Origin of the sequence: Janthinobacterium sp. NFX145 (assembly GCF_049810325.1) — a bacterium.
Taxonomy (GTDB): Bacteria; Pseudomonadota; Gammaproteobacteria; order Burkholderiales; family Burkholderiaceae_D; genus Janthinobacterium; species Janthinobacterium rivuli.
The window spans coordinates 2,965,441-2,987,480 of the sequence record NZ_CP187360.1 but is presented as its reverse complement, the minus strand read 5'-3'; the positions used below and the strand labels follow the sequence as shown (position 1 = coordinate 2,987,480).

Annotated in this window: 18 protein-coding genes; 6 read left to right on the top strand and 12 right to left on the bottom strand. The window is 61.5% G+C overall.

Annotation, left to right across the window (positions count from 1 at the left end; all coding sequences use genetic code 11):
• Positions 1-2: 2 nt before the first annotated feature.
• Positions 3-2,897, top strand: coding sequence for a PAS domain S-box protein (locus ACPJXG_RS13405; protein WP_425254544.1), 2,895 nt, complete (start codon positions 3-5; stop codon positions 2,895-2,897).
• Here the strand turns inward: ACPJXG_RS13405 and ACPJXG_RS13400 are convergent.
• Positions 2,894-6,094 carry a PAS domain-containing protein gene (locus ACPJXG_RS13400; RefSeq protein WP_425254543.1) on the bottom strand — a complete coding sequence of 1,067 codons (3,201 nt, stop codon included), beginning with the start codon at positions 6,092-6,094 and terminating at the stop codon, positions 2,894-2,896. The two genes, ACPJXG_RS13405 and ACPJXG_RS13400, sit on opposite strands and share 4 nt — an antisense overlap.
• A 140-nt stretch (positions 6,095-6,234) precedes the next feature.
• On the opposite strand from ACPJXG_RS13400, the gene ACPJXG_RS13395 reads away from it, so the two are divergent.
• Complete coding sequence (locus ACPJXG_RS13395) at positions 6,235-7,149, top strand: alpha/beta hydrolase (protein ID WP_425254542.1); 915 nt, start codon at positions 6,235-6,237, stop codon at positions 7,147-7,149.
• Positions 7,150-7,345: 196 nt separating this feature from the next.
• Entirely contained in the window at positions 7,346-9,097 is a 1,752-nt protein-coding gene (locus ACPJXG_RS13390; protein WP_425254541.1) for an ATP-dependent nuclease, read from the top strand.
• A gap of 263 nt (positions 9,098-9,360) precedes the next feature.
• Here ACPJXG_RS13390 and ACPJXG_RS13385 read toward each other — a convergent pair whose 3' ends face one another.
• Together ACPJXG_RS13385 and fusA are read right to left on the bottom strand one after the other, a co-directional pair.
• Positions 9,361-9,891 (bottom strand): SRPBCC family protein, encoded by a 531-nt coding sequence (locus ACPJXG_RS13385; protein WP_425254540.1) that lies wholly within the window; start codon positions 9,889-9,891, stop codon positions 9,361-9,363.
• Positions 9,892-10,074: 183 nt separating this feature from the next.
• Positions 10,075-12,183, bottom strand: a complete 2,109-nt coding sequence (gene fusA / locus ACPJXG_RS13380; RefSeq protein WP_425254539.1) for an elongation factor G — start codon at positions 12,181-12,183, stop codon at positions 10,075-10,077.
• A gap of 285 nt (positions 12,184-12,468) precedes the next feature.
• Here fusA and ACPJXG_RS13375 point away from each other — a divergent pair, with 285 nt between their 5' ends.
• Positions 12,469-13,587 (top strand): phospholipase A, encoded by a 1,119-nt coding sequence (locus ACPJXG_RS13375; protein WP_425254538.1) that lies wholly within the window; start codon positions 12,469-12,471, stop codon positions 13,585-13,587.
• Between the two features lie 63 nt (positions 13,588-13,650).
• Here ACPJXG_RS13375 and ACPJXG_RS13370 read toward each other — a convergent pair whose 3' ends face one another.
• From ACPJXG_RS13370 to ACPJXG_RS13345, 6 genes are all read right to left on the bottom strand, one after another.
• Positions 13,651-13,848, bottom strand: coding sequence for a hypothetical protein (locus tag ACPJXG_RS13370; RefSeq protein ID WP_034784591.1), 198 nt, complete (start codon positions 13,846-13,848; stop codon positions 13,651-13,653).
• 164 nt (positions 13,849-14,012) lie between these two features.
• Positions 14,013-14,261 carry a hypothetical protein gene (locus ACPJXG_RS13365; protein ID WP_035819046.1) on the bottom strand — a complete coding sequence of 83 codons (249 nt, stop codon included), beginning with the start codon at positions 14,259-14,261 and terminating at the stop codon, positions 14,013-14,015.
• Positions 14,262-14,361: 100 nt separating this feature from the next.
• Positions 14,362-15,285: a methyltransferase domain-containing protein gene (locus ACPJXG_RS13360; protein ID WP_402718323.1), complete on the bottom strand. Its 924-nt coding sequence runs from the start codon at positions 15,283-15,285 to the stop codon at positions 14,362-14,364.
• A 274-nt stretch (positions 15,286-15,559) separates the two neighbouring features.
• A complete protein-coding gene (locus ACPJXG_RS13355; RefSeq protein ID WP_425254537.1) occupies positions 15,560-16,213 on the bottom strand; it encodes an ankyrin repeat domain-containing protein in 654 nt (217 codons plus the stop codon).
• 16 nt (positions 16,214-16,229) lie between these two features.
• Complete coding sequence (locus ACPJXG_RS13350) at positions 16,230-17,009, bottom strand: TatD family hydrolase (RefSeq protein WP_077404693.1); 780 nt, start codon at positions 17,007-17,009, stop codon at positions 16,230-16,232.
• An 86-nt stretch (positions 17,010-17,095) separates the two neighbouring features.
• Positions 17,096-17,482 carry a VOC family protein gene (locus tag ACPJXG_RS13345; RefSeq protein ID WP_425254536.1) on the bottom strand — a complete coding sequence of 129 codons (387 nt, stop codon included), beginning with the start codon at positions 17,480-17,482 and terminating at the stop codon, positions 17,096-17,098.
• Between the two features lie 153 nt (positions 17,483-17,635).
• Between ACPJXG_RS13345 and ACPJXG_RS13340 the strand changes: the two genes are divergently transcribed.
• A complete protein-coding gene (locus ACPJXG_RS13340; protein ID WP_425254535.1) occupies positions 17,636-17,989 on the top strand; it encodes a hypothetical protein in 354 nt (117 codons plus the stop codon).
• A gap of 60 nt (positions 17,990-18,049) precedes the next feature.
• Here ACPJXG_RS13340 and ACPJXG_RS13335 read toward each other — a convergent pair whose 3' ends face one another.
• From ACPJXG_RS13335 to mltG, 3 genes are read right to left on the bottom strand one after another with little or no spacing between them, the layout of a single operon-like run.
• Complete coding sequence (locus ACPJXG_RS13335; protein WP_425254534.1) at positions 18,050-19,078, bottom strand: DNA polymerase III subunit delta'; 1,029 nt, start codon at positions 19,076-19,078, stop codon at positions 18,050-18,052.
• 15 nt (positions 19,079-19,093) lie between these two features.
• Positions 19,094-19,735 (bottom strand): dTMP kinase, encoded by a 642-nt coding sequence (gene tmk / locus ACPJXG_RS13330; protein ID WP_425254533.1) that lies wholly within the window; start codon positions 19,733-19,735, stop codon positions 19,094-19,096.
• 26 nt (positions 19,736-19,761) lie between these two features.
• Positions 19,762-20,748, bottom strand: coding sequence for an endolytic transglycosylase MltG (gene mltG, locus ACPJXG_RS13325; RefSeq protein WP_425254532.1), 987 nt, complete (start codon positions 20,746-20,748; stop codon positions 19,762-19,764).
• Positions 20,749-20,924: 176 nt separating this feature from the next.
• Here mltG and ACPJXG_RS13320 point away from each other — a divergent pair, with 176 nt between their 5' ends.
• The gene (locus tag ACPJXG_RS13320; protein ID WP_425254531.1) at positions 20,925-22,040 is read left to right on the top strand and encodes a YgfZ/GcvT domain-containing protein; all 1,116 of its coding nucleotides are present in this window, start codon (positions 20,925-20,927) and stop codon (positions 22,038-22,040) included.

The following is a 22,040-nucleotide window of genomic DNA, read 5'->3' as shown; positions in this document are numbered from 1 at the left end:
CCATGAGCAGCACTCCCGCCCCCCGCAGCCAGGCCGGCGCCAGCGGCGTCGCCTTTTTGCTGCAACTGGAACGCCGGCTGCGCCTGCTGCAAGACACGGGCGAGATCCTGTCCCTGTCGGCGCAGTTGCTGGGCCAGCGCCTGGGCGCCCAGCAAGTGGCCTGTTTCGATATCGACCAGACCCTGCAGTGCCCCACCCTGCAGCATGCGTGGAGCGATGGCCTGGCGCCGGGCGCCGCTGGCGAGTATTTCCTCGGCGATTACGCGGCAGGCCTGGCCGATGCGCTTGCCGCCGGCCAGGCGCTGGCCGTCAGCGATGTGGCCAGCGACCCGCGCACGGCCATACCCGCCGCGCTGGCCACGTTCGCGCGCCTGGGCATCCGCGCCTTCCTGAACATTCCCATTGCCAAGGATGGTCAGCTGGCGGCCCTGTTCGTCGTGCACAGCCGCGCTGCGCGCCTGTGGCATGCGGACGAGATCGAACTGGCCGTGCAAGTGTCGGAACGGGTCTGGTCGACCATTTTGCGGGCGCGGGCGGAAGCGCGTTTGCGCACCCTGACTGCCAGCATGGAAATGCAAGTAGCCGAGCGCACGCGCGAATTCGGCCGTACCTGGAACGTCAGCCCCGATCTGCTGGGCGTGCTTAACCTCGACGGCTATTTCGAACACTCGAATCCCGCCTGGCAAGCCACCCTGGGCTGGTCGGCCGAGGAAATCCGCACGACGAAATTTTTTGAACTGATCCACCCGGACGACTTGCCGCGCACCTATGCGGCCTGGGATGCGGCCAACCAGGGCCAGCCGGCGCTGCGCTTCGAAAACCGCTACCGCCACAAGCTGGGCGGCTGGCACTGGCTGTCGTGGGTGGCCGTGCCCGAGGGCGAGAAGGTGTATTGCAGCGCGCGCGACATCACCGTGGAAAAGAAACTGGAAGCGGACTTGGCCGCGCGCAACAGCGAACGCGAGCGGCTATGGCGCAGCGCGCAAGACCTGATGGTGGCCATCGATGCCGATGGCTGCTTTGCCGCCGTCAACCCGGCCGCCGGCGCCATCCTGGGCTGGCTGCCCGAAGAAATGCTGGGCCGCAGCATCTTCGACTTCGTGCTGCCCGACGATGCCGCCGCCACGCGCCAGGCCTTGCTGCAAGTCGGCAAGGAATCCATGCCCAGCTTTGAGAACCGCTACCGGCACCGCGGTGGCGGCCACCGCTGGCTGTCGTGGGTGGCGGCGCCCGAAGGCGACCTGATCTTCGCCACCGGACGCCACGTCACGGTGGAAAAAGAGGCGCAAAACACTTTGCGCAGCATGCAGGAATCGTTGCGCCACAGCGAGATGGCCCTGCTGCAATCGCAAAAGCTCGAAGCGCTGGGCAAGCTGACGGGCGGCGTGGCCCATGATTTCAATAACGTGCTGCAAATCATCTCCGGCAATCTGCAATTGCTGCAGCTGGGCCTGGCCGACGACCCGCTGGCCGCCAAGCGCATCGCCAGCGCCTCGGCCGCCGTGGAACGGGGCGCCAAGCTGTCGGCCCAGCTGCTGGCGTTTGCGCGGCGCCAGCCCTTGAAGCCGCTGGTGACCGACCTGGCGCAACTGCTGCGCGCGACGGAAGAACTGCTGCGGCGCGCCACGGGCGAAAGCATCGAGACGCGGCTGCTGCTGGCCGACGACTGCTGGCGCGCCCTGGTCGACCCGCACCAGCTGGAAAACGTCATCCTCAACCTGGCCATCAACGCGCGCGACGCCATGGCTGGCCAGGGCCAGCTGACCATCGAACTCAGTAACAGCGTGCTGGGCAGCGACTACACGGCCCGCCATGCGGACGTGGCGCCCGGCGACTACGTGCAACTGGCCGTCTCGGACACGGGTACGGGCATTCCCGCCGAGCTGCTGGACAAGATTTTCGAACCGTTCTTCACGACAAAAAAGGAAGGCGAAGGCACGGGGCTGGGTTTGAGCATGGCCTACGGTTTCCTGCGCCAGAGCGGTGGCCACCTGACGGTGGACAGTTTGCCGGGCCATGGCAGCACCTTCCGCATCTACCTGCCACGCTCGCTTGAAGCGGAAACGGAACTGCCGCTGCAACTGGGCGGCCCGGTGCTGGGAGGCAAGGAAACCATTCTCGTCGTGGAAGACGACGTGCAGGTGCAGACGACGGTGGTGGACATGCTGCGCGGCTTGGGATACGTCGTGCTGCGCGCCAGCGATGGCGAAAGCGCGCTGGCCATCATCGGCAGCGGCGTCCCCATCGACCTGCTGTTTACGGATGTGGTGATGCCAGGCAAAGTACCCAGCACGGCGCTGGCGCGCCAGGCCCGCGTGCTGCTGCCGCAGCTGGCCGTGTTGTTTACCTCGGGCTACACGCAGGACGCCATGATGCAGGGCGGCCGCCTGGAGCCGGGCGTGGAATTGTTGAGCAAACCCTACCGCCGCGAAGACCTGGCGCGGCGCATCCGCCACTTGCTGGCGAACGGCCGCCACGTGACTGCCCTGCACCAGTACCGCGCGCAGCTGGCGCCGCAGCAGCCTGTGCCATCGCTGCCGGGTGTGCGTCGCATCCTGCTGGTGGAAGACAATGCGGACGCGCGCGCCATGACGAGCGAGCTGCTGGCCATGCTGGGACACACGGTACTGGCCGTGGGCACGGCCGAGGAAGCCTTGCCCCTGCTGGGCACGCCGGGACTGGAGCTGCTGCTGACAGACATCAGCCTGCCGCGGATGTCGGGCGCCGAGCTGGCCGAAGTCGCGGCGCGCGACTATCCGCAGCTGGAAGTGGTGTTTTCCACGGGCCACGCGCCGGCCAATTCCGGCGTGCTGGACCCGCAGGCGCGCTTCCTGGTGAAACCATTTACCGTCGAGCAACTGCAGCAAGCCTTGCTGCCGCCAAGCTTGGGTGCCTAGTAGACGTCGAGCCGGCGCGCCTTCAGTGCGCCGGCCAGCTCTTCCAGGCCAAACGGCTTGCGCAGGAAGCGCGCGCTGGCGTCCTGCATCAGGCTGGCGCCCCAGTCATGCCCGGAAGCAAACACCACCTCCAGCTGCGGCCAGTGCGCGCGCGCATGGCGCGCCAGTTCCAGGCCGGACATGGTGGGCAGGCTGATGTCCGTCACCAGCACGTCCAGGCCCGGCATGGCCAACAGGGGCAAGGCTTCTTCGGCGCTGGCCACGCCGTGCACGGTGTGCCCCAGCATATTGAGCATCTCGGTCGTCATTTCGCGCGCATCGTCATTGTCTTCCACCAGCAGGATGCGCCGCCCGGACGGGTCGGGTGCGCCCACCAGGCGGCGGTCGGCCAGCACATGGCGGATGCGCCGCGCCAGGTCTTCGCGCTGGTACGGTTTGCTCAACAATTCAACGCCCGGATCGAGCCGCCCGCCCTGCATGATGGCGTTGTGCGTATAGCCCGAGGTAAACAATACGGCCAGTTCCGGCAGCAGCAGCCTGGCCTGCTGCGCCAGTTCCTTGCTGCTGACGGGCCCAGGCATGACCACGTCCGTGAACAGCAAATCGATGGCCACGCCTGTGCCCAGCAGGGCCAGGGCCGAGGTGCCATCGTCCGCATGCAGCACGTCGTAGCCGAGGCCACGCAGCATGTCGACCACCGTATGTTGAACTGGAGCATCATCTTCCACCACGAGGATGGTCTCGCTGCCGCCCAGCACGGGGCCCGTCAGTCCCGGTGGCGGTTCGGCCAGCTTTTCCAGCGAACGGGGCAAGTAGATCTTGAACGTCGTGCCGGCGCCCGGCGCGCTATGCACCTTGATGTGGCCCGCGCTCTGGCGGATGAAGCCGTAAGCCATGGACAGGCCCAGTCCCGTGCCCTCGCCTTCGCGCTTGGTGGTGAAAAACGGCTCGAAAATCTGGTCGATCACGTCGCGCTCCATGCCATGGCCCGTGTCGGTGATGGTCAGCAGCACGTATTGCCCTTCCAGCACGTCCGCATGCCGGCTGGCGTAGTCCGCATCGAGCGTGACGTTGCTCAAGGTGAACGTGAGGCGCCCGCCCTTGTCCATCGCGTCGCGCGCATTGATGGCCATGTTCAGCAGCACGTTTTCCATCTGGTTCGGGTCGACCAGGGTATGCCACAAGCCGTCGCTGATGAAGGTTTCCTCGGCAATCGCTTCGCCCAGGGCGCGGCGGATCAGCTCATGCATGCGGCGCAGCAAACGGCCCAGGTCCGTCACCAGCGGCCGCAAAGGTTGACGCCGGGCAAAGGCCAGCAGTTGCGACGACAGCTTGGCGCCCCGTTCGACGGCCGAGGCCGCCGAAGCGAGGCGCCTGGCCGCCTGCGGATTGTCGGCCACGGTCAGCTTCAGCAACTGCAAATTGCCCGAGATAATTTGCAGCACGTTGTTGAAATCGTGGGCCACTCCGCCCGTCAGCTTGCCGATCGATTCCAGCTTTTGCGCCTGCAATAAAGCTTGCTCGCTGCGCACCAGCGCCAGCCGCGCCTCTTTTTCATCGGTGACGTCGCGGCCGATGGCGTGGATCAGCTTTTGCGCCGGCACGGCCGTCCAGGAAATCCAGCGGTAGCCGCCATCGCGGCGCCGGTAGCGGTTTTCCATGCGCAAGGTCGGTGCGCCATGAGCCAGGCGCGACAAATCCTTCAAGGCCGCCATGCGGTCGTCGGGATGCACGAGGCTGATGAAGTCCATGCCCAGCGATTCGATTTCCGGCCGCTCGAGGATCTGGCTCCAGGCGGGATTGACGGCGATGATCATGCCGGCCAGGTCGGCCACCAGCATGATGTCGGTCGACAAGCGCCACATGCGGTCGCGGTCGGCCGTGCGGTTGGCCATTTCCACTTCCAGCGAGGAATTCAGGTAAGCCATCTTTTCCAGCACGTTCTTTTGTTCCTGCACGTCCGTATTCGTGCCCACCCAGCGCAGCACCGTGCCCGCCTCGTCGAACAGCGGCAAGGCGCGCGCCAGGAACCAGCGGTAGGCGCCATCGCTGGCACGGCGCATGCGGAATTCGTGCTCGTAGGCGCTGGCGGTGGTAACGGCCCGTTCCCAGCTTTTTTGCGTGGCCTGCACGTCGTCCGGATGCACGCAGTGGCGAAAACCGCTGGTGATCAGCGACTTCAGCGATTGCCCCGTGTAGTCGCAGACTTGCTCGTTGACCCAGTAGGTGGCGCCGCTGCCATGCGCCAGCCAGGCCTGGTTCGGCATGGTGGAAGCGAGCGAACGGAACTGCGCCTCGCTGTCGAGCAAGGCATTGCGCGCCTGCCAATGCTCGTCGATATCCTCGCACGAGCCATACCATTTCACGGGCTGGCCGCGCTCGTCCTGCCGGCAATACGCGCGCGAATGCACCCAGCGGTACTGGCCGTCCTGCCGGCGCACGCGCATTTCCTGGTCGAAAGGCTGACCGCTGCCCACCGCTTCACTCCAGGCCGCCAGGGAATGGGGCACGTCCTCGGGGTGGATGGCGTCCAGCCAGCTGGTGCCCAGGCCGATGCCGCCCGTCCATTCGCGCCAGCGCTGCGCCACATAATCGAGCTTGCCGTCGACGTCGGCCGTCCACAGCACTTGCGTGTTCAGTTCTATGGCGTAATGAAAATGTTCGCGGCTGTCGTGCAGCGCCTGTTCCAGCTGGCCCCGCTCGATCACATGCGCGGCCACGCGCGCGGCCAGCGCCAGCAATTCGATCTCGGGTTGCGTGGGATGGCATGGCGCGGGGAAAAACAGACCCAGCACGCCCAGGATATGTCCCTTGGCGCCGAAGACGGGGGCGACCCAGCAAGCCCGGTAGCCGTGCAGCATGGCTTCCTTGCGTCCCGCGCTCCAGTGCACGTCGCGCGTGATGTCGCCGCAATACACGGGCGCGCCGGAAAAGGCGGCCGTGCCGAACGGAGATGGCTGCTCGCCGCCGTGGCGCAGTGCCAGGCACAGGTCTTGCGGCAGGCTGGGCGCGGACAAGCCGCAAAAGCGGTCGGCCTCGTCGATCAGCACGAGGCAGGCATGCGCGCCGCCCTCGGCCAGGTCTTGCAGCGCCAGCAACAGGTGTTCCAGTGCATGGGCCAGGTCGGCGCCGGCCGCGATGCTGCCCAGCGCACTATGCTCGGCGTCCAGCAAGGAAAGAATGTTGTTTGCGTGCACCGTGTCGATAAGGGGAAAACTGATGCCCGGAATATACCATGGGGCACCCCTCTTGCAGGAGGAAAACAGCGCACTGCTTGATCTCTGCGACCCTGCGGCCCTATGCTAAAGTGTTGCTCTCTTCTCAAGCGAATTCCAGCATGCCTACTTCCTTGCCATCCTCCCTGATCGCCACCGCCCTGCTCGCCTCGGCCCACGGCGCCGTCGCCGCCCCCATGAGCCTGGACGACTACCTGGCCCTGAACGGCCCGCCACCCACGGCGCAGATCGCGTATGGCGCCGCGCCATCGCAGTACGCGCAGCTGTTCCGGCCCGAAGGCAGCGGGCCGTTCCCCGTCGTCGTGCTCGTGCATGGCGGCTGCTGGACGGTGGCCTTCGGCGGCATCAAGCAGATGCGCAACGTGGCCGGCGCCCTCGTGGCGCAAGGCATCGCCGTGTGGAATGTGGAGTACCGGCGCGTGGACGAACCGGGCGGCGGCTATCCGGGCACCTACGAAGACATGCACGCGGCGCTCGACAGCCTGCAGCAGCACGCGCCCCAGTACCAGCTGGACGTGAACCGCATCGTCGCCATGGGTCACTCGGCCGGCGGCCAGCTGGTGCAATGGATCGCCGGCCGGGAAAAACTGCCAAAGACCAGCCCCCTCTACCGCGACAAGTTCCTGCCAGCGAAAAACATCGTCAGCCTGGGCGGCCTGGCCGACCTGCGCCATGAGAAAGACTTGATCAAGACCAGCTGCGAGCGCGACATCGCCCAGCTGGCAGGCAGCGCCAGCACCGACCGCCCCGACATCTACAGCGACACCAACGCCGCCGACCTGATCCCCAACGGCAGCCGCACCGTGCTGATCACAGGCGAGCTCGACACCATCTCCCCACCCCGCGTGGCGCACGATTACGCAGCGAAAGCTGTGAAGGCCGGTGACCATGCGGAAGTACTGATTTTGCCGGGGGCCAGTCACTATGACGAGATTGCGGCAACGTCGAATGCGTGGGGGATGATTTTGCCGGTGGTGCGGGGGATGTTGGGGATGGAGGGAGGAAAGGTGCTGTAAACCGGCAACGTTTGCTTTGAAGCTCATTCAGCATAGGTTGTCGGGTGCGTTAAAGTCTGACGAGAACGCTCGTAATTGACATAAAGCGAATATTTCCAGATTGATAGATTTTCCAATAACAATTAAGCCTTACAATCGTTGACAGTACGAATCAAATAGTGATTCGAAGAAGTGCTGATAACAATTTGGAGGGGAAATGCGTCTATCTGAAGTCGTTATAAACAATTTTTGCTCATGCGAGGCTGTAACAGTGCCTATGGGCAACTTCAATCCTATCGTTGGCTACAGCAACTCTGGAAAGTCAAATATTCTCCGGGCCATTAGTTGGCTACTTAGGAAAAGCGTTTTGCAAGCCCACGTATTTCATGATACGACCGTTGCCGTGACAGTAGAGGGGATCATAGAAAATGTAAATCTTCAACTCCTCCCCGCAAATCAACAACAGGCTGTAGCTCGTTTCGTACATGGCGCCGCACTTAAATTTCGACGTCGACAGGACGTACCAAACTGTACAGCTGCACAGCTGAAAATCGATGTGTACGATTATCAAACTAATGCGTGGGTAGACAACCCAGCGGGATTAGATAACGCTCTCGCAGTATTGTTTCCCGAACCCTTACATATTGAGGCCATGGAGGACGCTGGCGAAGATGTCGGGAAGTTCGGAGCAAAAAATACAATTGGCCTTTTGCTGAAGCAAGTATTGGGACGAATTAATGCGAATAATGCTGCCGCAGTCACTGCAATGCAAGTCGCCCTTGGAGCTGTCTCGGGTCACCTCAATGGGCAAAACAGGATGGCGGAGCTCGGTGCCTTCGAATTGGACGCGACAGCAGCAATTGCATCTTTCTTCCCTGGTCTGACCTTGCATCTAAATTTCGCGACACCTCAAATAGAAGACCTATTCAAATCGTCAACGGTCACTCTTTCTGACATGGCGGGTTGCCCACGACCATTTACATCTTTCGGACATGGAACTCAACGCAGTACTCATATGGCTCTCATCAAGCTCCTTGCTGACTTGACTACCGCGGCTGGCAACCCTGGGGGCACTGTAGTTCTACTGATTGATGAGCCTGAACTTTATCTGCATCCACAAGCAATAGAATTGTTAAGGGAGTCGCTTCTCCAACTCTCAAATCAAAACTTCCAAATTATCTTCTCAACGCATTCGCCCCTGTTGATAGGAAGAGCTCAGGCGCTCCAAACATTGATGATTTACAAGGACGCGGCAAACAAAACTGTCGCTCGCCAGAAGCTCAGCTCAGCAGCTACTGCGTTCGCTGCAAATCAACATCACGCGGAGGCAGTTTTTTCAATACAAACTGCAACTCACGTGTTGTTTTCCGACAGGGTGTTGCTAGTTGAAGGCAAAACTGAGCTAATGCTCCTACCGCAGATTTATCAGACGTCGCGCGGGCATTCCTACGCACATGATAAAGGCTGCATCGTCTCAGGCTCAAGTAGTTCTACGTTGCTGCCGATGATGCAAATTCTCCGGGCGGTAGGATTCTTTCCGAAGGCGCTCGCAGACTTAGATTTCGTCTTCAAGGTTGCTCCTAGCTTCGGATTAGTCGACCCGGTGAGTCAGCCCTTTATTGCTTGCATAAATTGGTTCGCAGTAAATTGCCCCGGCCTTGGGATTTATCTAGATGCTAGTGGTCTTCCGACAAGAAAGGGGCCAAACGGGGTCGGGATGTCAAGCCATTCGCCTGCAGAAGCCTTCGAGTTACTTGCTGTTGGCATGCCGAATGAAATCGACCAGCTTGTTCAAACGCTTCGGACGCAAGATATTTGGGTCTGGCCTGGCGGTGCGATTGAAGCGCACCTTGGCATAGGAAAGAGTGATACAGACCGAGTGAACTTTCTGAACGCGGCTCTACATTCCGGCAATCTGAACCACGCGCAAAGACCACAGGATATACACGACCTAGTGCAATGGATGTAATAGTTTAGCGTTTTTTATACGCGCCATTCGATCTGCGAACGACTGCCTACGGTGCGCAAGCAGGCGTCACTCAAACGCGAACTGACAACGATAAGCAGAAAACGCCCGCGTCTCCAACAAAGGCTCCCCGGGCCCAGCGGACCTGAAAAATGGCCAGGGCAAGGCGCGCGGGCGAAGACAGTACGAATGTACGGCGAGCCCAAGCAACGCAGCCATGGACATTTTCTCAGGCCCGCGGCTCTGGCCCGCCATTCAATAAAAACTCACTGAACACGCGCCAGGTACTGGGCTAGCTGGGCGAAGGTCGCCTTGAACCCCTGCGTCATCGACTCATGCCCCTCCACAAAAGTCTGATGCTGCTCATCCGTCGCCTTGTGCGGCGTTGACCGCAAGGTCATCGTCGTCTTGCCATTCTCTTCGCTAAGCGTCATGACATTGAACGATTCCAGCGGCCAAGTGGCGCTGACGGGGTGCTGCACGGCATTGCCCTGCTTGTCGGCAAACGACAAGATGGAAACGATACGTTCAGGCGCTTCGATAGCCTGGTAGGTGAACTTGCCCCACATCTCATAGCCATTGTCGGCGCGCATGCCGTAATGGAAGACTCCGCCCGGCTTGAGGTCCAGCGCCAGCACGCTCAATTCGAAGCCGACGGGCCCCCACCACTGGGCCAGGCGCTCCGGCTCGACCCACGAGCGGAACACGAGTTCGCGCGGCGCGTCGAAAGTCTGCGTGATGACAAAGTCGCTGCTGTCGCGGTGCTGTCCTTCCTGCTTCTGTTCTGCGGTGGTCATGCTTTCTCCTATGTTGGTGAACTGATAGTTAATGTAGCAGTGACGCCGAAAATGGGAAAGGCCTGCACGCCATCTTGAGCGTAGGTCGGGTTAGCGCGCAGCGCGTAAGCCGACACCATCAACGGACCAGGCCAACAATGGTGTCGGATTACGGCCCGGAGGGCCTAATCCGACCTACCCGACCTACTTGGCTTTGCCAGCAGATGCCACCTGGTCGAGGATATGCTTCGGCACGGCCGCATAGTGCTTGAATTCCATCGTATAGGTGGCGCGGCCCTGCGTCAGCGACCGCAAGGTGGTGGAGTAACCAAACATTTCCGCCAGCGGCACGAGGGCCTTGACGATGCGTCCCGCGCCGCCGGGGATGTCGTCGACGCCTTGCACCATGCCGCGGCGGGCCGTCAGGTCGCCCATGACGTTGCCCATGAACTCTTCCGGCGTTTCCGCTTCCACCTGCATCATCGGTTCCAGCAGCACGGGCGACGCTTTGCGCATGCCATCCTTGAAGGCGATGGAGCCGGCCATGCGGAACGCGTTTTCGTTCGAATCGACGTCGTGGTAGGAACCGAACGTCAAGGTGGCCTTCACGTCGACGACAGGGTAGCCGGCCAGCACGCCCGCCTTCAATGTTTCGATGATGCCCTTGTCGACGGCCGGAATGAATTCGCGCGGCACCACGCCCCCCTTGATGGCGTCGACGAACTGGTAGCCTGTGCCTGGCGGCAAGGGTTCGAGTTTGAGCACCACGTGGCCGTACTGGCCCCGTCCGCCCGATTGCTTGACGAACTTGCCCTCCACGTCTTCCACCGCGCGCGTGATGGTTTCGCGGTACGCCACCTGCGGCTTGCCAACATTGGCTTCCACGCCGAATTCGCGCCGCATGCGGTCGACCAGGATTTCCAGATGCAGCTCGCCCATGCCGGACATGATGGTCTGGCCCGATTCCTCGTCCGTATGCACCCTGAACGACGGGTCTTCCTGCGCCAGGCGGTTCAGGGCGATGCCCATCTTTTCCTGGTCAGGCTTGGTCTTGGGTTCGACCGCCTGGGAGATCACAGGTTCCGGAAAAATCATCTTTTCCAGCACGATGATGTGATCGATGGCGCACAGTGTGTCGCCCGTGGTCACGGCTTTCAGGCCCACGGCGGCGGCGATGTCGCCCGCATACACTTCCTTGATTTCCTTGCGCTCGTTCGCATGCATCTGCAGGATGCGCCCCAGCCGTTCGCGCGCGCTCTTGGTCGGGTTGTAGACCATGTCGCCCGAATTGACCACGCCCGAATACACGCGGAAGAAGGTCAGCTGCCCCACGAACGGATCCGTCATGATCTTGAAAGCCAGGGCGGCAAAATGCTCGTCGTCCGTCGGATGGCGCTCCACTTCGTTGTCATGCTCGTCATGGCCCATGATGGGCGGCACTTCCATCGGTGACGGCAGGTATTCGATGACGGCGTCGAGCATCGCCTGCACGCCCTTGTTCTTGAAGGCGCTGCCGCACAGCATGGGCACGATTTCATTGCGGATGGTGCGCGCGCGCAAGGCCTGCTTGAGCTCCGCTTCCGTAAACGTGTCGCCATTCAGGTAGCGTTCCGTCATGTCCAGCGTGGCTTCGGCCGCGTGCTCGACCATGTGATCATGCCACTGCTGCGCCTGCGCCTGTAGTTCGGCGGGAATCTCGCCATAGCTGAACTGCACACCCTGGCTGGCATCGTCCCAGGTGATGGCGCGCATTTTCAACAGGTCGATCACGCCCGTGAAATGCTCTTCGGCGCCGATGGGCAGCTGGATCGGCACGGCCACGCCCTTCAGGCGGTCGGTGATCTGCTGGCGCACACGCAAGAAATCCGCTCCCACCCGGTCCATCTTGTTGATGAAGGCGATGCGCGGCACATGGTATTTATTGGCTTGACGCCAGACGGTTTCCGATTGCGGCTGCACGCCGCCGACGGCATCGTAGACCATCACGGCGCCGTCAAGCACGCGCATCGAGCGCTCGACTTCAATCGTGAAATCCACGTGGCCGGGCGTGTCGATGATGTTGATGCGGTGTTCGGGGAAGTTGCCGGCCATGCCTTTCCAGAAGGCCGTGGTGGCGGCCGAGGTGATGGTGATGCCTCGTTCCTGCTCCTGCTCCATCCAGTCCATGGTGGCGGCGCCATTGTGCACTTCGCCTATCTTGTGATTCACCCCGGTGTAGAAAAGAATGCGCTCGGTGGTGGTGGTCTTGCCGGCGTCGATATGGGCGCTGATGCCGATGTTGCGGTAGCGCTCGATAGGTGTTTTGCGGGTCATCACAATCTCCATGGCTAGCCCCGGCGCCCGGTTTTCCAGTGTAGCAGACATCGATTTGGGCGGCACGGCAGCGGGCCGTTTACCAAGCGCGCAACACTGTCCGCGCTACGCACGTCAGGGACACGGGGCTAATTGCAGATTCGGCTATACTTCCAAGACCTTAATTTTTGAACTTTAATTCAACAAAGATTAATAAAAATCAATACGCATGGCATCCCGCCATGCAAGGCGACGCCGCCGGCATGCAGCCCAGGTGCGCACCGAACGACATGCCCTACTCAGCTTATGACTATCCAACTAAGAAAAATAATCCTCTCTTCCCTGCTGGCATCGCCGGCGCTGGCCATGGCCGGCGAACTGGAACAGCAAATGCAGCGTTGCGCCGTGCTTGGTGACGCCAGCGCCCGCCTCGGCTGCTTCGACACCCTGGCCAAGGCGGCGGAAAAGGCCACCATCGCGGCTGGCGGCGATCCCGCCACTGCGGCCGTCACCCTGGCAGCAGCGGCCGAGGTCGCGCCCCTCACGCCAGTCAGCCCGCCGGGCGTCGCCACGCCGGACGCCGTCAACGCCGCCATTCCCGCCATCGCGCAGGCTGGCGCTGCGCCACCGGAAGCGCCGATTTCGCGCACGCAGCAATCGTGGGAACTGAACGACGCCTCGAAGCGCGGCCTGTTCAACTTCCGCCCGCACCGCGACACCTATCTGCTGCTGGCCAATTACAGCGACGCCTCGAACGACGAACCGTTCCAGGATTTCACGCCAGGCGGCATCAAGAGCCAGCATGTGGAACTGACGTTCCAGCTGAGCTTCAAGATGAAGCTGCTGGAAGACATCGCCGGCACACCGATCGACATGTGGTTCGGCTACACGCAGCAAAGTTTCTGGCAGGCGTATAACCGCAAGGCATCAAGCCCGTTCCGCGAGACCAATTACCAGCCGGAACTGATGCTGGTGATGCCGATCAACAAGAATTTCGCGGGCGTGGAATTCAATTACCTGAACTTCGGCCTCGTGCACCAGTCCAACGGACAGACGTCGACTCTGTCGCGCAGCTGGAACCGCGTGTATGCCGAGCTGGGCGTGGAAAAAGACAATCTGGCCGTCACGACGCGCATCTGGCACCGCCTCGACAATGGCAAGACCGATAATGACAATATCGACATCACCGATTACATGGGACATGGCGATTTGCGCGTGAGCTACCGCAACAAGGGGCACGAGTACGCCGTGACGGCGCGCCGCAATTTCAGCAAGAAGCATGGCTCCATGCAGGCAAGCTGGGCCTTCCCATTGAAGGCCAACCTGAAAGGCTATCTGCAACTGTTCTCCGGCTATGGCCAGAGCTTGATCGACTACAACTATTCGCAGAAATCGATCGGCGCCGGTTTCATGGTCGACCTGTAAGCGGCACAGTCACGCAAACAAAAATGGCGCCGAGGGCGCCATTTTTTACGGGAAATATCTGGTTTATCGCCGGCCACCGCCCAGCACGCGCGCCGGCAGCATGACGATGGCGCGCAGCAATTCGAACACGCCTTCCACGCCGATGCCGATCAAACGGAATGGCAGCAACAGCAGCCAGGCCAGCGGATACAGCACGAGCGCCAGCAAGGCCAGGGGCCAGCACACCAGCAAGAGCAGCAACCACAGCACGAATCCCAGCATCGCGTTCCCCCTAGAATGAAATGTGCGGAGCAAGCCGTGCTTGCCCCGCTACCGTGACAGCACTATATAAAAGCGCCGCCACGGCGGCAACGGCCGTGCGATGAACTGCGTGCTACGGGGATGAACGGCGCAAAAACGGGAATGAACGGGGCCTGCGGATACCTTTATTGACCGACGCAAATCACTTTCGTGATGTATTCATGCGCGTTCGGCTTCTTGCTGGTGGCCCATTTGATCGCCTGGTTGGCATCTTCGATGGTCATGATGGTGGCCTTGTCCTTGGACTTGATGAAGGACACGCCTTCAAACACGCCTTCCTTGCTGCGCATTACCTTGGCAAACACGGGTGGCCTGGTCTCGCCATCGCTGATTTTGTTCTGTTGCACGAGGTAACGCTGATCGATCTGTTCCATGATAGTAAAGCTGTCCAGTGGGTAAAAGACGAAATATACCCTGAATGGACAAACGCCGCAGGACGAAATCGCTGCGGCGTTGCCTTGGAATTAACGCTACTTATGCGTAGACGGCGTTCTGTATCGCTGGCTGCAGGTTGACGTCATAGATGACCTGGGCACGGATCGATGCTTCCAGCGAAGGGATCGAACCACCAGCGCGGTACTGGAAGCTCACTTGCAGCACGTCGCCCGCCTTCACGGCCACCGGCGTGGCCAGCGGCAGGCACATGTAGTGGTTCAGCCAGTCGATGGTGGTCGAGCGCTCGGGCACGACGGCCAGGATGTTCTTGGTGACGAAACGCAAGGCGTTCAGGGTGCCGCTGCGCTCGACGACAAACTTGCCGTCAAAGCCGAACACGCTGTCCGTCGGCTGGCTGAAGTCGATGATGCTGTAGACGGAAGGCGGCGCCAGTTCCAGCACGCCAGGATGGATGGCCGTGGTTTCCTGGAATTGCACGATGGGCGCATAGAAACCCTCGAAATCGTATTCCTGCTGCATCGGCTGCACGGCCATGATGACGGCTTCGGGCAGGAAGATGGGCAGCGGGCCACCAAAGCGGGCCAGGTAGCGGCGCTTGAACGATTCGATCACTTCCACCTGCTTTTCGCGCAGCATGCCGACATGGATCATTTCGCAAATGACCACATCGACAGGCTCTGGCGGCAGGTACTCGAAAGCGTCCGCATGGACGACTTCGACTTTTTCACCGTTGGGATTGAGCGCCAGCATCTTGCGCGCTTCCTTGACCATGTCCGGATTGAACTCCACGCACCACACCTTGTCGGCGCGTGCGGCCGCAAACCACGACAGCACGCCCGTGCCGCCGCCCAACTCCAGCACTTTCATGCCAGGCTTCACCGCGTAATCGATCGCCGACTTGAACCCGTGCATGCGGTTCTGGTCCATCAACATATTGTGGTGGTAATGGACGGGGATAAATTGCCCCAGGTAACAACTCTCGATTTCTCGTTCATTCAGCATGTCTGTCCTCTTGGAGTCTGGCTCCGATGGCCGATCGGTTTTGTCATTCCAGAAAGCAGTGATATCGCACGGGCTGCGCGAGGGGCGGCGACAATACAGCCGGCGCCTGACGGTGAGGTGATGACCCATGCGACGTATCTCCTGATTAATGCGACACGATCATTATCGTTAATCGGCAAGGAGAACAAAGGGCTGAGGTGAGAGGCAATTCCATGCCAGTTTCAGCGCTGGCATGGAAAGTATTGAAATTAAAGCATTGCTTGCATGGACTTATTTACGTGCGGCGCGCCTTTTGTGCCGCTTCGATGATGGCCACCACGCCGGGCTTGTCGCCCGCCTGGGCAAACTGCACGGCCGTCCAGCCATGGTCGCTTTTCAGGCTGGCGTCCGCGCCCCAAGACAGCAGCAGCTTGACGGCGCCCTCCTGCCCCTCGCGGGCGGCAAACATCAGCGGCGTGACGTTGGCGGGCGCGCGCGCATCGACCACGGCGTCGCGGTCCAGGAAAATCTTCATGATGGGCAAGTCGCCCGCCGAGGCCGCATAGTGCAGCGCCGTCCAGCCGCTCTGGTTGACCTTGGCGCCCTTGGCCAGCAAGGCGTTCACGGCGTCCTGCTTGTGCTTGTAGGCCGCCATCATCAGCGCCGTGTTGCCATTGGCTGAACGGGCTTCGATGTCGATACCGGGCGCCTCGAGCAGCACCTGGAAAACCCGGTCCGCATCGTCGCGCAGGGCCAGCACCAGGGGAATGTCGCCGCGCTGCGCATCAGGCTGGTTCGGATTCATCCCGTCCGCCAGCATGCTGCGCACGCCGCTGACGTTATTCACGGACACGGCGCGGAAGAAAGCGTCCGGTTCCGGCGCCGCATGGCTGGCATGGCTGGCGTTGGCGCAGCACAGCAGCATCGCCAGCGCGAGTTTTTTCATCATGTCTGACCTTAAGAAGTTATGGCAACTGATTGAATAACTTGAAGAAATTATCCGTCGTCTGGCGTGCCACCTGATCCAGCGGTATGCCTTTCAGGGTCGACAGGTATTCCGCCACGTGGGCAACGTAGCCGGGTTCGTTCATGCGGCCGCGGAACGGCACGGGCGCCAGGTACGGCGAATCCGTCTCGATGAGGATGCGCTCAAGCGGCACTTCCAGAGCCACGGCCTGCAAATCCTTGGCGCTCTTGAACGTGACGATGCCGGAAAACGAAATATAGAAGCCCATGTCGATGGCGGCGCGCGCCACTTCCAGCGATTCTGTAAAGCAATGCATGACGCCGGCCACGCCGCCGTCCGACACGCCAGCGCCCTCTTCGCGCATGATGCGTATCGTGTCTTCGCTGGCCGCTCTTGTGTGAATAATCAAGGGCTTACGCGTGATTCTTGAAGCTTTGATGTGAGTGCGAAAACGCTCGCGCTGCCACTCCAGGTCGCCCGTCAGGCGGAAATAGTCGAGGCCAGTCTCGCCGATGGCGATGATCTTCGGATGGTCGGCCAGGCGCACCAGGTCTTCCACGGACGGTTCAGGCGTGTCCTCGTAGTCGGGATGCACGCCGACGGAAGCGAAGATATGCGGATACTGCTCGGCCAAGGCCAGCACCTGTGGAAAGTCCGGCAAGTCGACGGACACGCACAAGGCATGGGTCACCTTGTTCTCGGCCATCTTGGCGAGGATCTCGGGCATGCGAGCAGCCAGCTCGGGAAAATTGATATGGCAATGGGAATCGATATACATAAGGCGGGATTGTACCGGAGGGAGCGGAATCTGGCAGGAGGAAGGTGCAAATCCGTCCTGTTGCTGACGACTCCCGCGTGATCCGCCTACTGCCCCTGCGGCGGCTGCCACAGCTCCACCTTGTTGCCTTCGGGATCGATGACCCAGCCGAACTGGCCATACTCGGAATCGGGCGCCTTTTCCAGCACGTTGCAGCCTTCGTCGCGCAAGGCTTGCAGCAGCGCGTCGAGATCGTCGACGCGGTAGTTGATCATGAAGGATGCCTTGCCGGGCGCGAATTGTTCGTTGTCATTGGCCGCGACGGACCAGATGGTGGTGCCGCCAGTCGGCTTGCCGCCGGCGTCCATCCAGCTGAAAGCGGCGCCGCCCCACGGCTGCACGTCCAGGCCCAGGTGGCGCTGGTACCAGGCGCGTAGCGCGGCCGGGTCTTGCGCGTGGAAAAAGATGCCGCCGATGCCAGTGACTCGCTTCATGCCCGCCTCCGTTGCTGTCCAGTGTCCTGACTGTATCACCGGGGGCCAAGCGTAGCAAACGGGTATGCCTGATAGGCAAAAATATTATCAAGATGTATAGTGGCTTACCGCAGCGCTACCATGGGGTTGCGCGCGGATACGTGGAGAGTGTTCATGCTGAAAGTTGCCCGCCCTTTGATACTGCTGGCCTGCCTGGCCCTGACAGCGCATGCCCAGGATAAACGCGGCGTGCCCAAGCCTGCCGCCGAGGCGGACCTGTGCCAGCCCGTCTGCGCCTCGGCGCGCCAGGATTGCCGCGCGCAGGCGCAAGGCGCCACGGAAAACGATACCAGCCCCATCTTGTCGATGAAGCCCAGCAGCAATCCCTACGTCGCGGCCGGCAGGAATGTCGACGCGCAAGCGGAGCAGCTGCGCCCCACCGAAGCCCAGGCCTTCCGTGCCCGGCGCGCCGAACGCCAGCAAGCGTGCGAAGTGCAATACCGCAGTTGCACGCGCGCCTGCGGCTAAGTTCCAAGTGCGCCAATATTCAAAGAATTTGGATTAACTTGACAATGCAAGCGCTTGATTTTATTGGCAGCTGGATGCGTAGTCGAGCAGCATGTCTTCCAGGAACAGCTTCGGCGACAAGGGGTGCTCGGCAATCGCCCGGCGCTCATTCGCGGCCTTGATGGCGGCCATCAGCCGGCTCACGTTGATGCGTCCTGCCAAGGCTTCCAGCTCGCGCCGGTGGCGCGGGTAGTAGCGGATGGTGCCGGATAGCTTGACGGAAAACACGTCGTACAGCCAGCGCTGCAATGACGCAACCAGCGGCGCCAGCGGGGCCTTCTGCAATTTATCGGCCGCCTTCAGGGCCGCTTCCACGCCGGGATTGGCCAGCACTTGCAGCAACTGTTCCGTTTCTTCGCGGCCGCCCGATTCGGACTGTGCCAGCGCAGCCAGCGGCGCGCCGCCCTGCTCACGCAGCCAGCTGTCCGCATCGTTCAAGCCTTGTTGCTTGAGCCACGTCAAGGCCTGCTCGTGGCTGGGCATGGGCAAGGCGAATTTGCGGCAGCGCGACAAAATCGTCGGCAGCAAGCGGTCCAGGCTGTTCGAGGCCAGCAGGAACAAAGTGCCCGGCGGCGGCTCTTCCAGGGTTTTCAGCAAGGCGTTCGAGGCGGGCGTATTCAGCGCCTCGGCCGGGTACAGCACCACCACGCGCAAGCCCTGGCGGTGCGTGGAAATGTTCATGAAGTCGGCCAGGTTGCGGATCTGCTCGATCTTGATGTCTTTCGACGGCGTCTTGCTCTTGGCGCTTTTCTTCGCGCCTTCGCCCTCTTCGCCCTCGTCGGCCACCTCGTCTTCCAGCGCTTCCGGACGGACCCGGCGGTAATCGGGATGGTTGCCCTGGCTAAACCAGCCGCACGAGGCGCAAGCGCCGCAGGCATGGCCGTCGGCGCGCACGTCTTCGCACAGCAGCGCTTGCGCAAAATGCTCGATGAAGTCGGCCTTGCCGATGCCCTGCGCGCCATGGAACAAAATGGCGTGCGGCATGCGCGGGCGCAAGGCTTGCAATTGCTGCCAGGCGTCCTGTTGCCATGGATAGAGAGAACTGGTCATTTTATTCTTTGTAAATCAGCATGTTGCGACGCTTTGTTCGAGCAAAATATCCAGCAGTTTTGCCAGCTGTACTTGAATATCGGCAATGCTTTGCGTGGAATCAATGATGCGGAAGCGTTCCGGGAACTGGGCCGCGCGGCGCAGATACTCGTTGCGCGTGGCGGCAAAGAAATCCGACCGCTCCTGCTCGAACTTGTCGAGCGCGCGCGTCGCGTCCAGGCGGGCGCGGGCAACTTCCAGCGGCACGTCGAACAGGAAGGTCAGGTCCGGCTGCAAGTGCGGGTGCACCCATGCCTCCAGCGCTTCCATCTTGCCCAGGTCCATGCCACGGCCGCCGCCCTGGTAGGCGAAGCTGGCATCGCTAAAGCGGTCGGAAATGACCCACTCGCCCCGCGCCAAAGCGGGCGCGATGACTTGGGCGATGTGTTCGCGGCGGCTGGCGAACATCAGCAAGGCTTCCGTTTCCAGATGCATTTTTTCATGCAGCAGCAATTCGCGCAGCTTTTCACCCAGGCTGGTACCGCCCGGTTCGCGCGACGAGACGAGGCTCACGCCCCGCTGCTGCAGGTAGTCGGTGACAAAGCCGATATGCGTGGACTTGCCCGCGCCATCGATGCCTTCGAAGGTGATGAAACGCGGTTGATAGTGTTGAGTCATGAAACTTCTTGTTCTCTGATGATGGGTTAACGCTGATACTGGTTCACGGCGCGGTTATGGTCGGGCAAGTTGGCCGAGAACTGGCTGGTGCCGTCGCCGCGCGCGACGAAATACAGTGCCTGCGTGCGGGCCGGCGCCAGCGCCGCCGTCAGCGATTGCGCGCCGGCCAGGGCGATCGGCGTGGGCGGCAGGCCACCGCGCGTGTAGGTATTGTACGGGGTGTCCGCTTCCAGGTCGCGTTTGCGGATCTTGCCCTGGTAATTGTCGCCCATGCCATAGATCACGGTGGGGTCCGTCTGCAGCAGCATGCCCGTCTTCAGGCGGTTGACGAAGACGCCGGCGATCATGGCGCGCTCGGACTTTTGTCCCGTTTCCTTTTCCACAATGGAAGCCATGATCAGCGCCTCGTACGGATTTTTATATGGCAAGGCCGGATCGCGCTTGTCCCACGCTTCGGACAGGCGGCCGATCATGGCCGCGTGCGCCTGCTTGAAAATCTGCATTTCGCTGGCGCCCTTGGCGAACAGATACGTGTCCGGGAAGAACAGGCCTTCCGGCAGCACGTATTCCGGACTGATCTTCGCCATCAGTTCCTTGTCGGACAGGTCCACGGTATCGTGCTTGAGGCCCGGGTGATTCGCCATCGCCAGGCGCATCTGCTTGAAGGTCCAGCCTTCGATGATGGTCAGCGACTCTTGCGCGAACTCGCCGCGCGCCAGCTGCGTGATCAAACGCTGCGGCGTGGTGCCCGGTTTCAACTCGTAGGAACCGGCCTTGATCTTCGAGGTCTTGCCTTCGATGCGCGCCAGCATGTTGAACAGGATGGGCACGATGGGCACGCCCGCGTCCGCGATCTGCTGGCCGGCCGCATGCGCGCCGCTGCCCGGGCTGATCGTAAACGGGATCGCCTCGCCGTCCGTGGTGATGGGCTGCTGCGCCCAATACACAAAAGTACCACCGACGCCGATGGCGGCGATGACTGAGCTGACTACAAGTTTTTTAAAGAAAGCCATTGTTCCGATTCTTGTGATGCGCTCGCTGGCGGGCAACGCGCGCTTGTTATGATCGTTCATTTGTGAAGCAAGTCCGCGCAAAGCGGCGCCAACACTGGCAATCTCGCCGCTGCCGACGCAATTTGCGCGACATCACTATAATGAACCCGTAATGATAATGCTTAATCGCTGATCTAATGGAAATTATGAATAACTGGAATCAATTTTTAACCGCCCAAGGCGCCCGTCCCGTTGCCACCGGTGGCGTGCCTGACGGCACCGCCCCCATCGCCGCCGCCCCTATCCATGATTTCGGCCAGTCCCTGACAGTGCTCCAGCTGCAAGAAGGTTTTGTCGCGGCCATCACGGACCAGGGCTTGATCGGCTTGAACGGCGACGAGGCAGCCAGTTTCCTGCACGGCCAGCTGACCAACGACGTGGAACACCTGAGCCAGGAGCAAGTGCGCCTGGCCGGCTACTGCACGCCGAAGGGCCGCTTGCTGGCCAGTTTCCTGATGTGGCGCAACGCCACCACCATTTATCTGCAATTGCCGCGCACCATACAGCCAGCCATCCAGAAGCGGCTGCAAATGTTCGTGCTGCGCGCCAAGGCCAAGCTGCACGATGCATCCTTTGACGAAGCGAACCAGGTCGTCCTGGGCCTCGGCGGCCAAAAGGCCAGCTCGGCCCTGTCCGCCTGGTTCCCGGCACTGCCCGCCACGCCGTTCAGCAAGGTCGAGCATGAGTTGGGCACGCTGCTGCGCGTGGCCGATGCATTTGGCAGCGCCCGCTATGAATGGCTGACGTCGGCCGCCACGGCGCGCGACGTGTGGACCCCATTGACGCAACAGCTGGCCAAGGGCGGCAATGACGCCTGGCAATTGTCCGAGATCCACGCGGGCATCCCGCAAATCACGGCCGCCACGCAAGAGCAATTCGTGCCGCAAATGGTCAACTTCGAGCTGCTGGGCGGCGTCAATTTCAAGAAAGGCTGCTACCCGGGCCAGGAAATCGTCGCGCGCAGCCAGTATCTGGGCAAGCTCAAGCGCCGCACCACCCTCGTCAGCATTGCCGATCCCTCGGTCGTGGCCGGCGGCGAACTATTCGCCATCAGCGACCCCGAGCAGCCTTGCGGCATGGTCGTCAACGCGGCTCCGAACGGCGTGGGCGGCATCGACGCCCTCGTTGAAATGAAGCTGGCGGCCATCGAAGAAGGTGCAAGCGCCGCCGGCGCCGTGCGCTACGGCTCGGCCCAGGGCGCCGCCGTGCAATTCCTGACCATGCCTTACGTGCTCGACGCACTCGACTTGTGA